The sequence below is a fragment of the Streptococcus sanguinis genome (assembly GCF_900475275.1).
Lineage (GTDB): Bacteria > Bacillota > Bacilli > Lactobacillales > Streptococcaceae > Streptococcus > Streptococcus sanguinis_N.
Genome location: NZ_LS483364.1, coordinates 256,726 through 271,142 on the forward strand (window position 1 = coordinate 256,726; position 14,417 = coordinate 271,142).

The following is a 14,417-nucleotide window of genomic DNA, read 5'->3' on the forward strand; positions in this document are numbered from 1 at the left end:
ATGACTTCATTCAAAATTGCCCCTTCAATCTTAAGTGCGGACTATGCTAATTTTGAATCAGAACTGAAAAAGTTAGAAGCAACAGGCGCTGAGTATGCTCATATTGATATTATGGATGGTCATTTTGTACCCAATATCAGCTTTGGGGCTGGGGTTGTTGCCAGTATGCGTCCTCACAGCAAGCTAGTCTTTGATTGTCATCTGATGGTTTCCAATCCTGAACATCATATTGAAGAATTCGCTCGTGCCGGTGCAGATATTATCAGCATCCATGCCGAAGCGACGCCACATATCCACGGAGCACTGCAGAAGATTCGGGCAGCGGGAGTCAAACCTAGTGTTGTGATTAATCCGGGAACACCAGTCGAAGCAGTCAAAAATGTTTTGAATTTGGTCGATCAAGTCCTTGTGATGACAGTTAATCCAGGTTTTGGCGGTCAGGCCTTTCTGCCAGAAACCATGGATAAGATCCGTGAGCTGGTCGTTCTGCGTGAAGTCAATCAGCTGAATTTTGATATTGAAGTGGATGGCGGTATTGACGATAAGACCATTGGGATTGCTAAAGAAGCTGGTGCCAATGTCTTCGTAGCAGGCAGCTATGTCTTCAAAGGTGATGTCAATCATCAAGTTCAGACCTTACGGGATGCCCTGCATGACTAAGGTTGCACTGTTTGCTGGCGGGAATTTGGAGCATTTTAGCTTAGATTTTGATGTTTTAGTCGGAGTAGACCGTGGAAGCCTCTTTCTGCTTGAGCAGGGAGTTTGTCCTGACTTGGCTGTCGGGGATTTTGACTCTGTGACCGAGGAAGAATTGCTGCGCATAAAAGATAGTGCCAAGGAAGTCGTTCAGGCCCATCCTGAAAAGGATGATACGGACCTGGAGTTAGCTGTTCTAGCTTGTTTTGAGCGCTATCCAGATGCTTGTTTGACTATTTTTGGAGCCTTTGGGGGCCGTCTGGATCATGCCTTGGCCAATGTTTTCCTGCCTAGTAATGAAAAAATTGCACCATATATGGAAAAGATTTTTCTGGAAGACGAACAGAATCTGCTGACCTATGTTCCCAAGGGGCGCCATGAAATCAAACCAGTAGCTGGCATGCGCTATCTGGCCTTTCTGCCATCGGATGATGCTGCCTTAACGATTGAGGGCGCCAAATATCCGCTCAATAAAGATAACTTTTTTTTCAAAAAAGTGTATGCTTCTAACGAATTTATAGATAAGCCCATTTATTTGGACTTTGATAGCGGCTATACAGTCGTCATTTACAGCAAAGACAGGAGCTGATATGGAGTTTATAATCATCCTCATTCTTTTGGGAAACCTAGTGCTGACCTTTCTTTTATGGCAAAAGTTTAGTCAGCAGACTGAGACGCTAAAGCAAGTCTTGGAAAATCAGGCAGATCATCTATCGGATCAGTTGGACTATCGCTTGGAGCAGGAAAGTCAGAAAAAGCAAACGGCTCAGAAAGAGCTGGAATTAGCTCTGGGAGATCGTTTGAGCGAGGTCAGGGCAGATTTGCACCGCAACTTGACAGACCTGCGCTTGGAGATCAGTGACAACCTGACCAAGAATCGGGATAAAACTGACGAGCGTATGCGGCAAATCCAAGAGTCCAATGAAACCCGTCTAGAGCAGATGCGGCAGACTGTTGAAGAGAAACTGGAGAAAACACTTCAGACTCGTCTTCAGACTTCTTTTGAAACGGTCTCTAAGCAGTTGGAGTCTGTCAATCGTGGTCTGGGAGAAATGCAGAGTGTTGCCCGAGATGTCGGCACACTGAACAAGGTCCTTTCCAACACCAAGACTCGGGGGATTCTAGGGGAGTTGCAACTGGGGCAGATTATTGAGGACATCATGACGGCCAGTCAGTATGAGCGAGAGTTTGTGACAGTGGCTGGCTCCAGTGAGCGTGTCGAATATGCCATTAAACTGCCAGGACAGACGGAGCATGAATATGTCTATCTGCCCATTGATTCTAAGTTTCCTCTGGCTGATTACTACCGTTTGGAAGATGCTTATGAGTCTGGCAGCAAGGAAGAGATTGAGCTCTATCGCAAGTCTCTCTTAGCAAGTGTTAAACGCTTTGCCAAGGATATTAAGAGTAAATATCTGGCTCCACCAGCTACGACTAACTTTGGTATTATGTTTCTGCCAACGGAAGGTCTCTATTCGGAAGTTGTCCGCAATCCAGCCTTTTTTGACAGTTTGCGGAGGGAGGAGCAGATTGTGGTTGCGGGGCCATCTACCCTCTCTGCTCTGCTCAATTCACTGTCTGTTGGCTTTAAAACGCTCAATATTCAAAAAAGTGCCGACGATATCAGCAAGGTTCTGGGTTCTGTCAAATCCGAATTTAACAAGTTCGGTGGTATTCTGACCAAGGCGCAAAAGCACTTGCAGCATGCTTCGGGCAATATTGATGAACTCTTAACCCGGCGGACAGGGGCTATCGAAAGAACCTTACGCCATATTGAGCTGTCCGACCAAGACCTCGATTTGAACTTACTTGATTTTTCAGAAGAAAGGGAAAACAATGAAGATTAATCAAATGAAAAAAGATGAACTGTTTGAAGGTTTCTATCTGATCAAGTCAGCAGAAGTCCGTCAGACAAGGGCTGGGAAAAATTATCTGGCCTTTACGTTCCAAGACGATACAGGGGTAATTGAAGGCAAACTCTGGGATGCACAGCCGCATAATGTTGAAGAATTCACTGCTGGCAAGGTCGTGCACATGCAAGGCCGACGGGAAGTCTACAATAACACACCCCAGGTCAATCAACTGACCCTGCGTCTTCCTAAGGCTGGAGAGCCCAATGATCCAGCGGATTTCAAGGAAAAACCACCAGTAGACCAGAAAGAAATCCGAGATTATTTATCTCAGATGATTTTCAAGATTGAGAATTCGGTCTGGCAGCGCGTGGTCCGCTCGCTTTATAGCAAGTACGACAAGGAGTTTTATTCTTATCCAGCTGCCAAGACCAATCACCATGCTTTTGAATCTGGCCTAGCCTTTCATACTGCTACTATGGTCAAGCTGGCAGATGCTATCGGAGACATTTATCCTCAGCTTAATAAAAGCTTGCTCTTTGCTGGGATTATGCTTCATGACTTGGCTAAGGTTATTGAGCTCAGCGGTCCGGAAAATACCGAGTACACTGTGCGAGGCAATCTGATTGGCCACATTGCTTTGATTGATGAGGAACTGACCAAGACCCTGATGGAGCTGAAAATTGACGATAGTAAGGAAGAGGTTATTGTCCTGCGCCATGTCCTTCTCAGCCACCACGGTCTCTTGGAATATGGCAGTCCTGTACGGCCTAAGATTATGGAGGCAGAAATTCTGCACATGATTGATAATCTGGATGCGGAGATGATGATGATGACTGCTGCCTTAGGACTTGTGGATCCAGGTGAAATGAGCAATAAAATATTCGCTCTTGAAGGCCGTTCTTTCTACAAACCAAAACTTGAACAGTAAAATACGAAAAATGGACATTACTTGGAAAAGAATGTTCGTTTTTTTGTTTCTGTTATGGTATAATGAATAAAATAACTTTAATTGGTGAAAAAATGAAATTAAGAAGAAGTGAGCGTATGGTGGTTATTTCTAATTATTTGATTAACCATCCTTATGAATTAACGAGCTTAAATACATTTGCAGAAAAATACGAATCTGCCAAATCTTCTATTTCAGAAGATATTGTCATTATTAAGCGTGCCTTTGAAGAGATTGAAATTGGGACTATCGAAACGATTACTGGTGCTGGTGGAGGAGTGATTTTTAGCCCGTCCATCTCAGATACAGAAGCTAAGACCATTGTACAAAGTCTTTGTGAACAGCTGTCTGAAAGCAATCGGATTCTTCCTGGGGGCTATATTTATCTATCTGATCTGCTCAGTACTCCATCCATTCTGAATAATATCGGACGGATCATTGCCAAAAGCTTTAAAGATCAACAGATTGATGCAGTAATGACAGTTGCTACTAAGGGAGTACCTTTGGCCAATGCAGTAGCCAATGTTCTCAATGTACCTTTTGTCATCGTTCGTCGCGATTTAAAGATTACAGAAGGGTCAACGGTCAGTGTCAACTATGTATCAGGCTCCAGCGGAGATCGTATTGAAAAGATGTTCTTGTCCAAGCGCAGTCTCAAGGCTGGCAGCCGTGTCTTAATTGTGGATGACTTCCTCAAAGGCGGGGGGACTATTACAGGGATGATTAGCCTCTTATCTGAGTTCGACTCTGAGCTGGCAGGTGTAGCGGTCTTTGCGGACAACGCGCAGGCCAATCGCGATTATCTGGATTATAAATCGCTCTTGAAAGTAACCAATATTGATGTCAAGGCGAATACCATTGATGTGGAAATTGGAAATATTTTTGATTAGGGAAAAGGGCGGAGATTATAGATGAAAACAGTTTTAGAAAAGTTTGACCACAGTCCGCTGTGGATTCGTTTAGGAGTATTGTCGATTTTATTTGGGATTCTGATTACCGGCATGGTTTTTGTACAGGGTCAGTCTAATTCCACCAGGAATTCAGTTAGTTCAGCTGCCAGCATCGCATCGAGCAGCTCTTCCTTACAGCTATCCTCTGCTCAAAAAGAAGCACAGGAAAAAGAAATTCAGGAAGAGGAGCAAGCAGTTCAGGCCGCAGAAGAAGCAGTTAAACAGCTTGAAACCATGCAAACTTTGGAAGATTTGCAGCTGGCTAAGACTGCAGTAGAGAAGGTTAAGGATGCAGCGACGAAGGCTAGATTCCAAAGTCGTATTCAGGCGATAGCAGTCTTGATTGATCCGGAAGCAGCTCAGGCCGCTGTTTCTGAAAATCCAGCTGGTGTATCAGAAGAAGCAGTGGCTCAGCCGCAGCAATAAGTCAGCAGCAATCTAATAAGCAGAGATAGGCTTAAAATAGAAAAAATGTATTGACAGAAAAGTATCGTCGTGCTATAATGATAGACGGTACTTTTTACTTTTGGTCTCTCAAAAGTGTACAGAGACGTGCTGACAAATGTTGCAAAAGTACACGCAGATGGTAGCTGTCACCAAGTGTATCATCACCAAAATTAAAAAAAATACAGGAGAATGTAGATGCCTACAATTAACCAATTGGTTCGCAAACCGCGTAAATCAAAAGTAGAAAAATCTAAATCACCAGCTTTGAACGTTGGTTACAACAGCCATAAAAAAGTTCAAACAAACGTATCTTCACCACAAAAACGTGGAGTTGCAACCCGTGTCGGAACTATGACACCTAAGAAACCAAACTCTGCCCTTCGTAAGTTTGCCCGTGTACGTCTGAGCAACCTGATTGAAGTTACAGCTTACATCCCAGGTATCGGACACAACCTGCAAGAGCACAGCGTAGTGCTTCTTCGTGGTGGACGTGTAAAAGACCTTCCAGGGGTACGTTACCATATCGTCCGCGGTGCACTTGATACAGCAGGTGTTACTGATCGTAAACAAGGCCGTTCTAAATACGGTACTAAAAAACCAAAAGCATAAGGAAAGGGGAGAAAGATAAATGAGTCGTAAAAACCAAGCGCCTAAGCGCGAAGTATTGCCAGATCCGCTTTACAATTCAAAATTAGTTACTCGTCTTATCAACCGCGTTATGCTTGATGGTAAGCGTGGTACAGCAGCTTCTATCGTTTACGGAGCTTTTGACCAAATCAAAGAAGCAACTGGAAACGATGCGCTGGAAGTATTTGAAACAGCTATGGAAAACATTATGCCTGTACTTGAAGTTCGTGCTCGCCGTGTCGGTGGTTCAAACTACCAAGTTCCGGTTGAAGTTCGTCCAGAACGTCGTACAACACTTGGACTTCGCTGGTTGGTAACTATTGCTCGTCAACGTGGTGAGCACACAATGGTTGACCGCCTTGCAAAAGAAATCTTGGATGCTTCTAACAACACCGGTGCAGCTGTTAAGAAACGTGAAGACACTCACCGTATGGCTGAAGCCAACCGTGCCTTCGCACACTTCCGTTGGTAAGAATAAGATACTAAGGGCGTTAAAAAAGCGACTGAAAATTAGGAAGCTTGACGCAGAATCAAAGATTCTAGAAAAGCTTATCTATTTTCTGAGTTTTTAGCCCGAGTTCAATTCAACTTATCTACAAGTTGAAACCAATAAAACAAGATAAACATTGAGAACGGGTAGGTCCTGCCTATCCGTTTTTGCTAAATCATGTTATAATAAATTGTAAAATAAATTAATAGGAGAAATAACCAAATGGCTCGCGAATTTTCACTTGAAAAAACTCGTAATATCGGTATCATGGCCCACGTCGATGCTGGTAAAACAACAACAACTGAGCGTATTCTTTACTACACTGGTAAAATCCACAAAATCGGTGAAACTCACGAAGGTGCGTCACAAATGGACTGGATGGAGCAAGAGCAAGAACGTGGTATCACGATCACATCTGCTGCGACAACTGCTCAATGGAACAACCACCGCGTAAACATCATCGACACACCGGGACACGTGGACTTCACAATCGAAGTACAACGTTCTCTTCGTGTCTTGGACGGTGCGGTAACCGTTCTTGACTCACAATCAGGTGTTGAACCTCAAACTGAAACAGTTTGGCGCCAAGCAACTGAGTACGGAGTTCCTCGTATCGTATTTGCTAACAAGATGGACAAGATTGGTGCTGACTTCCTTTACTCAGTAAGCACTTTGCATGATCGTCTTCAAGCAAACGCTCATCCAATCCAATTGCCAATTGGTTCAGAAGATGACTTCCGCGGAATTATCGACTTGATTAAGATGAAGGCTGAAATCTATACTAATGACCTTGGTACAGATATTTTGGAAGAAGATATCCCAGCTGAATACCTTGAGCAAGCTCAAGAATACCGTGAAAAATTGGTGGAAGCAGTTGCTGAAACTGATGAAGAATTGATGATGAAATACCTTGAAGGTGAAGAAATCACTAACGAAGAATTGAAAGCTGCTATCCGTAAAGCGACTATCAACGTTGAATTCTTCCCAGTATTGTGTGGTTCTGCCTTCAAGAACAAGGGTGTTCAGTTGATGCTTGATGCAGTTATCGACTACCTTCCAAGCCCACTTGACATCCCGGCAATCAAAGGTATCAACCCAGATACAGAAGAAGAAGAAACTCGTCCTGCATCTGATGAAGAGCCATTTGCAGCTCTTGCCTTCAAGATCATGACTGACCCATTCGTAGGTCGTTTGACTTTCTTCCGTGTTTACTCAGGTGTCCTGAACAGCGGTTCATACGTATTGAACACTTCTAAAGGTAAACGTGAGCGTATCGGACGTATCCTGCAAATGCACGCTAACAGCCGTAATGAAATTGAAACTGTTTATGCGGGTGATATCGCTGCTGCCGTAGGCTTGAAAGATACAACTACTGGTGACTCATTGACAGATGAAAAAGCTAAAATCATCCTTGAGTCTATCAATGTTCCAGAACCAGTTATCCAATTGATGGTTGAGCCTAAATCTAAGGCTGACCAAGACAAGATGGGTGTTGCTCTGCAAAAACTGGCTGAAGAAGATCCAACTTTCCGTGTTGAAACAAATGTTGAAACTGGTGAAACAGTTATCTCTGGTATGGGTGAGCTTCACTTGGATGTCCTTGTTGACCGTATGCGTCGTGAGTTCAAGGTTGAAGCAAACGTAGGTGCACCTCAAGTATCTTACCGTGAAACATTCCGTGCTCCTACTCAAGCTCGTGGATTCTTCAAACGCCAATCTGGTGGTAAAGGTCAGTTCGGTGACGTTTGGATCGAGTTTACACCAAACGAAGAAGGAAAAGGCTTCGAGTTTGAAAATGCTATTGTCGGTGGTGTGGTTCCACGTGAATTCATCCCTGCGGTAGAAAAAGGTTTGGTTGAGTCAATGGCGAACGGTGTCCTTGCTGGTTACCCAATCGTTGACGTGAAAGCGAAACTTTACGATGGTTCATACCACGATGTCGACTCATCTGAAACAGCCTTCAAGGTTGCGGCTTCACTCGCTTTGAAAGAAGCTGCTAAGACTGCTCAGCCTGCTATCCTTGAGCCAATGATGTTGGTAACAATCACTGTTCCTGAAGAAAACCTTGGTGACGTTATGGGTCACGTAACAGCTCGTCGTGGACGTGTTGATGGTATGGAAGCGCATGGTAACAGCCAAATCGTTCGTGCCTATGTGCCACTTGCTGAAATGTTCGGTTATGCAACAGTTCTTCGTTCAGCATCACAAGGACGCGGTACCTTCATGATGGTATTTGACCACTACGAAGATGTACCTAAGTCAGTACAAGAAGAAATCATTAAGAAAAACAAAGGTGAAGCTTAAGCCTTGAGCAAACCTTGGCACTCGCGTTCGTGGGTGCTTTTTCTATTTTTTAGAGGATCGATTCCTCAATAAAAAGAGTAAATGATTTATCTTGTAAGTTGTATTCCTGCATTTTCAAAAGTTACTGCTTTGCTTTTTCAAATCAATGAAAGCCGAAATGAAAGTTAGTGAAAGAATTCGTAATACTTGTTAATAACAATGAAATCAGTTGCATTTTACCTCAATTAAGTATATAATAGAAATGTTGAAAGGTGATTTGTAGCAACTCAAGTTACTCTTTTCACATAAAAATTTTTTGATTTTCATAAGGAGGAAATCACGAATGGTAGTTAAAGTTGGTATTAACGGTTTCGGTCGTATCGGTCGTCTTGCTTTCCGTCGTATCCAAAACGTAGAAGGTGTTGAAGTTACTCGCATCAACGACCTTACAGATCCAGTAATGCTTGCACATCTGTTGAAATACGACACAACTCAAGGTCGTTTCGATGGTACTGTTGAAGTTAAAGAAGGTGGATTCGAAGTTAACGGTAAATTCGTTAAAGTTTCTGCTGAACGTGACCCAGAACAAATTGACTGGGCTACTGACGGTGTAGAAATCGTTCTTGAAGCAACTGGTTTCTTTGCTAAGAAAGATGCTGCTGAAAAACACCTTAAAGGTGGAGCTAAGAAAGTTGTTATCACTGCTCCTGGTGGAAATGATGTTAAAACAATTGTATTTAACACTAACCACGACATTCTTGATGGTACTGAAACAGTTATCTCAGGTGCTTCATGTACTACAAACTGCTTGGCTCCAATGGCTAAAGCACTTCAAGACAACTTCGGTGTTGTTGAAGGTTTGATGACTACTATCCACGCTTACACTGGTGACCAAATGATCCTTGACGGACCACACCGTGGTGGTGACCTTCGTCGTGCTCGCGCTGGTGCTGCAAACATCGTTCCTAACTCAACTGGTGCTGCTAAAGCTATCGGCTTGGTTATCCCAGAATTGAACGGTAAATTGGACGGATCTGCACAACGCGTTCCAACTCCAACTGGATCAGTTACTGAATTGGTTGCTGTTCTTGAAAAGAACGTATCAGTTGATGAAGTAAACGCAGCTATGAAAGCAGCAGCTAACGAATCATACGGTTACACAGAAGATCCAATCGTATCTTCAGATATCGTAGGTATGGCTTACGGTTCATTGTTCGACGCAACTCAAACTAAAGTTCTTGATGTTGACGGCAAACAATTGGTTAAAGTTGTATCATGGTACGACAACGAAATGTCATACACTGCACAACTTGTACGTACTCTTGAATACTTCGCGAAAATCGCTAAATAATTCAATAGTAAAAGAAAGAGGCTCATTTGAGTCTCTTTTTCTGTGCACTGTTTTGCGAGAATTATTAGAGACAGGGCTATGGTATGTTGTACTTCTATTTTCCAAATTTTCAGTCATATAGAAAGTCATTTTTACCATATCTGTCCATTTTTCTAAATGCTTCAAGGAGCTATTTTGCGGTAAGAGAAGCTAAGCATACTTTTCTTAAAGAAAACTATACCAATTTTACACTTGACAAACCAAAAAACTGTGTGTATACTAGCTTTGTTGGAGTTTTTGGACTCCAAAAAGACTATACCAATTTTCAATAAGAAGGGCTGGTTTCTAAAATATAGGAAATCAGAAGTAATGTTATGTGTGGAATTGTCGGAGTTGTCGGAAATCGCAACGCAACTGATATCTTGATGCAGGGCTTGGAAAAGCTGGAATACCGAGGTTATGACTCGGCTGGAATTTTTGTAACAACAGGGAAAACTTCTAGTCTGATCAAGTCGGTCGGTCGTATCGCTGACCTGCATGCTAAAATTGGCATTGATGTTGCTGGGACTACTGGTATCGGACATACTCGTTGGGCTACTCATGGAAAACCAAGTGAAAACAATGCCCATCCTCATACTTCACAGACTGGCCGTTTTGTCTTGGTTCACAACGGTGTGATTGAGAACTACCTTGATATCAAGAATACCTATCTAGCTGGTCATGACTTCAAGGGGCAGACAGATACAGAGATTGCTGTGCATCTGATTGGCAAATTCGCTGAAGAAGAAGGCTTGTCTGTTTTAGAAGCCTTTAAAAAAGCTCTTCACATTATCCGTGGTTCTTATGCCTTTGCTTTGGTGGATTCAGAAGATGCAGATGTTATCTATGTTGCTAAAAATAAATCTCCACTTCTAGTCGGACTGGGTGAAGGCTACAATATGGTCTGCTCAGATGCCATGGCCATGATTCGTGAGACGAATCAATTTATGGAAATTCATGACCAAGAGCTGGTTATTGTCCGTAAAGACAGTGTGGAAGTGCAGGATTATGATGGGAATATTCTGGAGCGTGAAAGCTATACAGCTGAGCTTGACTTGTCCGATATTGGTAAGGGGACTTATCCATACTATATGCTCAAAGAAATCGATGAGCAGCCAACTGTGATGCGTAAGCTCATCAGCGCTTATACAGATGATAAGGGGCAAGTATCAGTAGATGCGGATATTGTCAAGGCTGTTCAGGAAGCTGACCGTCTCTATATTCTTGCAGCTGGAACTTCTTACCATGCTGGCTATGCTTCTAAGCGTATGCTGGAAGAGCTGACGGATACACCTGTTGAACTGGGCATTGCTTCTGAGTGGGGCTATGCCATGCCGCTCCTTAGCAAGAAGCCTCTCTTTATCTTTATCAGCCAATCTGGTGAAACAGCTGACAGCCGTCAGGTCTTAGTCAAGGCGAATCAGATGGGTATTCCAAGTTTGACCGTGACCAATGTTCCAGGTTCTACGCTTTCTCGGGAAGCCAATCATACCATGCTGCTGCATGCAGGTCCTGAGATTGCGGTTGCTTCTACTAAGGCCTATACAGCTCAAATCGCAACCTTGGCTTTCTTGGCTAAAGCTGTTGGCGATGCCAATGCTTCTGAAAAAGCGGCAGCCTTTGACTTGGTTCACGAGCTGTCCATAGTTGCGCAGTCTATTGAGTCCACTTTGTCAGAAAAGGAGTTGATTGACAATAAGGTCCGTGGCCTTCTGGAAACGACCCGCAATGCATTCTATATCGGCCGTGGTCAAGACTACTATGTGGCGATGGAAGCCAGCCTAAAACTCAAAGAAATTTCTTATATCCAGTGTGAAGGTTTCGCGGCTGGTGAGCTCAAACACGGTACGATCTCTCTGATTGAAGACGGGACACCAGTCTTGGCTCTGCTTTCTGATGAAATCTTGGCTAGTCATACACGAGGCAATATTTCAGAAGTCGTAGCTCGCGGAGCCAAGGTGCTGACCATTGCTGAGGAGAATGTAGCTAAAGAAGGTGACGATATCGTACTCAATCAGGTTCACCCATACCTGTCACCAATCTCTATGGTGGTACCGACACAGCTCATTGCTTACTTTGCAACCTTGCACCGTGGTCTGGATGTTGACAAACCGCGTAATCTGGCTAAGTCTGTCACTGTAGAATAAGCGCAACAGGCTGTGCCTATAAAAATTACCTATCTCGTCCATAGAAAATATATATGGTACTTATCTAAAAAGGGTACAAAAAATAAGGTGGTTCAGCAGAGTCTGAAAAGCCTTGAAAAAGCTAGCTTAGTCTAGCTTTTTTATTTTGCTTTGATAAATATTTTTAATCAGGCTGATAGGGAAAATATATTTCCTAGGAGAGAGAGGGGATGGTATGATATATTACAAATTCAAAGAAGGAGGAAGTAATGGTCAGCAAGAAAGAATTAGTGCTGAGAGCTTTTCGGGGTGAAGAAGTTGACCGAGTGCCTGTTGGATTCTGGTTTCACTTTGTAAGCCAAGAGGAAAAGATGTTGGGCCTAGACAATCCAGTAATTTTCAATAAAAGTGTTGAGGGGCATGCTGCTTATGTTCGAGCTGCACGGCCAGACTTTGTCAAGATTATGAGCGATGGTTTCTTTAAGTATCCTAGCGCGCTTTACTCGGATCATATTGAGTCTATTCGGGACTTGGCAGCTATCCAGTCTATCGGCGAGTATCATCCTTGGATTGAGCAGCAGATTGAGATGGTGAATGCTGTGAAAGAAAGCTATCCAGAGGACCTCGCTTCCTTCTACAATATCTTTGCGCCGGTCTCCTATCTCAAGCGCTGGTTCCGCCGGGAAGGGTCGCGAGGAGATAGAGAAATTGCAGATTTTCTGGCAGAGGATTCCGAGCTGACAGGACATGTTTTAGATGTCATTGCCACTGATATTGCTATTTTGACTAGGCGGATCATTGAGGAAGCGGGCATTGAGGGGATTTATCTCAGCACCCAGCAAGTTCAAGACGGTCGGGTAGATGCGGCCAGTTATCGTCGTTATATTGAGCCTAGTACGGTCAAGGTTCTGGAGGCGGCCAATGCGGCTGGCGGAGTGAATATCCTCCACATCTGCGGCTTTGAAGGAGCCAGCAATGATTTGGAACTGTTCAAGGACTATCCGGCTCAAGTCTTTAACTGGGCAACCCATCATGAAGGGGTCAGCTTAGCGGAAGGGCGCAAGCTCTTTGGCGGTCAGACTGTCCTGGGCGGCTTTGAAAATGGCAGAGCAGCTCTTCTGAATACGGGCAGTCGAGCAGAGTTAGAGGCTGAGACCAAGCGGCTGCTGGCTGAAGCTGGCAGTCAGGGAGTGATTCTAGGGGCTGACTGTACTGTACCAGATGATTTTGAAATAGAAAGATTGGACTGGATCCGTCAGGCTGCTAGTCAGTTCTGACGGACTTGCTAAAGTCCTAAAGAGCAATTTTCAACTCTTTCAAGGAGGAAGATAGATGAATCGATATCAAAAAAGGCTTGCAGCTCTTGCTCTGATATTCTTGATAATAGGAACCTTTCTGAGCATCAGTCACATTTATGCTCATCAGTCTTCAGACAAAAAAGAAGATGATTTGCAGGTGCTCAAGAAACTGCCAGAGCAGTCAACTGGCTTGATGCAGCCCAATGATATCGCTGCTCTGCTCTTGTCTGATTAGAATTTTTACTAAAAGGTTGACTTAGCTCAATGAGCAAGCTAAAAAACAACCCATTGGCTAAATAAGGATAATAAAAAAGGAGAGAAGATGACTTCAAAAAGAGAATTAGTACTGAAGGCTTTCAGAGGAGAGCCCGTTGACCGAGTGCCAGTTGGTTTCTGGCATCATTTTACCAGCGAGGATGAGTGGCTGGCTGGTTTTGGAAATCAGGCCATTATTGATAAAAATCTGGCTGGTCATCAAGCTTTTCTGGCAGAAGTCGACCCAGACTTTATCAAGTTGATGAGTGATGGTTATTTTTCCTATCCTAATGAACTCTTGAAAAAAGCCCAATCTATCAAGGAGTTAGCAGATATTGAGCCGCTGGGTGCTGACCACCCTTGGATTAGTGAGCAGGTGGAGCTGGTTCAGAAGATTAGGGCTAGCTTTACAGAGGACTTGGTCGCTATTTACAATATTTTTGCGCCAGTGACCTACTTCAAATGGTTGGTCGGTAAGGTTTCTGGTGGAGATGATATCATTGCAGATTTCCTAGCAGAGGATGCGGTGCTCACGAAGCGGGTTCTGGATGTGATTGCTCAAGATATTGCGGCTTTGACAGAGCGGATTATCAAGGAAGCTGGTGCGGATGGAATCTACCTCAGCGTTCAGAGCATCCAGGATGCACGGGTGTCGGCTGAAGACTATAAGGCTTTTATTGCTCCTAGTGAATTGGCGGTGCTGGAAGCAGCCAACGCGGCTGGCGGAGTGAATATCCTGCACATTTGCGGTTACGAAGGCGCGCGAAATGATGTTCATCTTTTTACTGACTATCCAGCTCAGGTCATCAACTGGGCAGTGGGGCCAGAAGGCATCAGCCTAGCGGAGGGCCGGAAATTATTTGGCGGTCGGACTGTTCTGGGTGGTTTTGAAAATGGCAAGGATGGTCTGCTCTACACGGGCAGTCAAGCGGTTATTCAAGAAGAGACCAAGCGGCTGATAGCAGAAGCTGGCAAGGAAGCTTTGATTATCGGGGCTGACTGTACTATTCCAAGCGATATTAAGACAGAGCGGATTCAGTGGGTTCGCCAAGCAGCAAGCTTAACATAAGAAGGAGA

14 protein-coding genes are annotated in these 14,417 nt (G+C 44.0%); all 14 read left to right on the forward strand.

Going from position 1 to position 14,417, the window contains the following annotated elements:
- The 14 genes from rpe (at position 1) to DQM55_RS01480 (ending at position 14,409) form a co-directional block, all read left to right on the forward strand.
- Positions 1-660: a ribulose-phosphate 3-epimerase gene (gene rpe, locus DQM55_RS01410; RefSeq protein ID WP_002893879.1), complete on the forward strand. Its 660-nt coding sequence runs from the start codon at positions 1-3 to the stop codon at positions 658-660.
- The gene (locus tag DQM55_RS01415; RefSeq protein ID WP_172454698.1) at positions 653-1,285 is read left to right on the forward strand and encodes a thiamine diphosphokinase; all 633 of its coding nucleotides are present in this window, start codon (positions 653-655) and stop codon (positions 1,283-1,285) included. Before rpe ends, DQM55_RS01415 begins: the two co-directional genes overlap by 8 nt.
- A gap of 1 nt (position 1,286) precedes the next feature.
- Positions 1,287-2,543 carry a DNA recombination protein RmuC gene (locus DQM55_RS01420; RefSeq protein ID WP_111675243.1) on the forward strand — a complete coding sequence of 419 codons (1,257 nt, stop codon included), beginning with the start codon at positions 1,287-1,289 and terminating at the stop codon, positions 2,541-2,543.
- Positions 2,533-3,477, forward strand: a complete 945-nt coding sequence (locus DQM55_RS01425; protein ID WP_002893873.1) for a 3'-5' exoribonuclease YhaM family protein — start codon at positions 2,533-2,535, stop codon at positions 3,475-3,477. The genes DQM55_RS01420 and DQM55_RS01425 overlap by 11 nt, the downstream gene beginning before the upstream one ends.
- A 92-nt stretch (positions 3,478-3,569) precedes the next feature.
- Positions 3,570-4,385, forward strand: a complete 816-nt coding sequence (purR, locus tag DQM55_RS01430; protein WP_231909442.1) for a pur operon repressor — start codon at positions 3,570-3,572, stop codon at positions 4,383-4,385.
- Positions 4,386-4,406: 21 nt separating this feature from the next.
- Positions 4,407-4,871 carry a hypothetical protein gene (locus tag DQM55_RS01435; RefSeq protein ID WP_111675245.1) on the forward strand — a complete coding sequence of 155 codons (465 nt, stop codon included), beginning with the start codon at positions 4,407-4,409 and terminating at the stop codon, positions 4,869-4,871.
- A gap of 216 nt (positions 4,872-5,087) precedes the next feature.
- Positions 5,088-5,501 (forward strand): 30S ribosomal protein S12, encoded by a 414-nt coding sequence (gene rpsL / locus DQM55_RS01445; protein ID WP_002893867.1) that lies wholly within the window; start codon positions 5,088-5,090, stop codon positions 5,499-5,501.
- A 19-nt stretch (positions 5,502-5,520) separates the two neighbouring features.
- Entirely contained in the window at positions 5,521-5,991 is a 471-nt protein-coding gene (rpsG, locus tag DQM55_RS01450; protein WP_002893865.1) for a 30S ribosomal protein S7, read from the forward strand.
- Positions 5,992-6,231: 240 nt separating this feature from the next.
- On the forward strand, positions 6,232-8,313 hold the full coding sequence (gene fusA / locus DQM55_RS01455; RefSeq protein ID WP_002899105.1) for an elongation factor G: 2,082 nt from the start codon (positions 6,232-6,234) through the stop codon (positions 8,311-8,313).
- 322 nt (positions 8,314-8,635) lie between these two features.
- The gene (gene gap, locus DQM55_RS01460; RefSeq protein WP_002907928.1) at positions 8,636-9,643 is read left to right on the forward strand and encodes a type I glyceraldehyde-3-phosphate dehydrogenase; all 1,008 of its coding nucleotides are present in this window, start codon (positions 8,636-8,638) and stop codon (positions 9,641-9,643) included.
- A 353-nt stretch (positions 9,644-9,996) separates the two neighbouring features.
- On the forward strand, positions 9,997-11,808 hold the full coding sequence (glmS, locus tag DQM55_RS01465; protein ID WP_111675246.1) for a glutamine--fructose-6-phosphate transaminase (isomerizing): 1,812 nt from the start codon (positions 9,997-9,999) through the stop codon (positions 11,806-11,808).
- Positions 11,809-12,056: 248 nt separating this feature from the next.
- Positions 12,057-13,064, forward strand: coding sequence for a uroporphyrinogen decarboxylase family protein (locus DQM55_RS01470; RefSeq protein WP_111675247.1), 1,008 nt, complete (start codon positions 12,057-12,059; stop codon positions 13,062-13,064).
- 55 nt (positions 13,065-13,119) lie between these two features.
- Positions 13,120-13,320, forward strand: coding sequence for a hypothetical protein (locus DQM55_RS01475; RefSeq protein WP_111675248.1), 201 nt, complete (start codon positions 13,120-13,122; stop codon positions 13,318-13,320).
- Positions 13,321-13,407: 87 nt separating this feature from the next.
- Positions 13,408-14,409, forward strand: a complete 1,002-nt coding sequence (locus tag DQM55_RS01480) for a uroporphyrinogen decarboxylase family protein (RefSeq protein WP_111675249.1) — start codon at positions 13,408-13,410, stop codon at positions 14,407-14,409.
- Positions 14,410-14,417 lie beyond the last annotated feature (8 nt).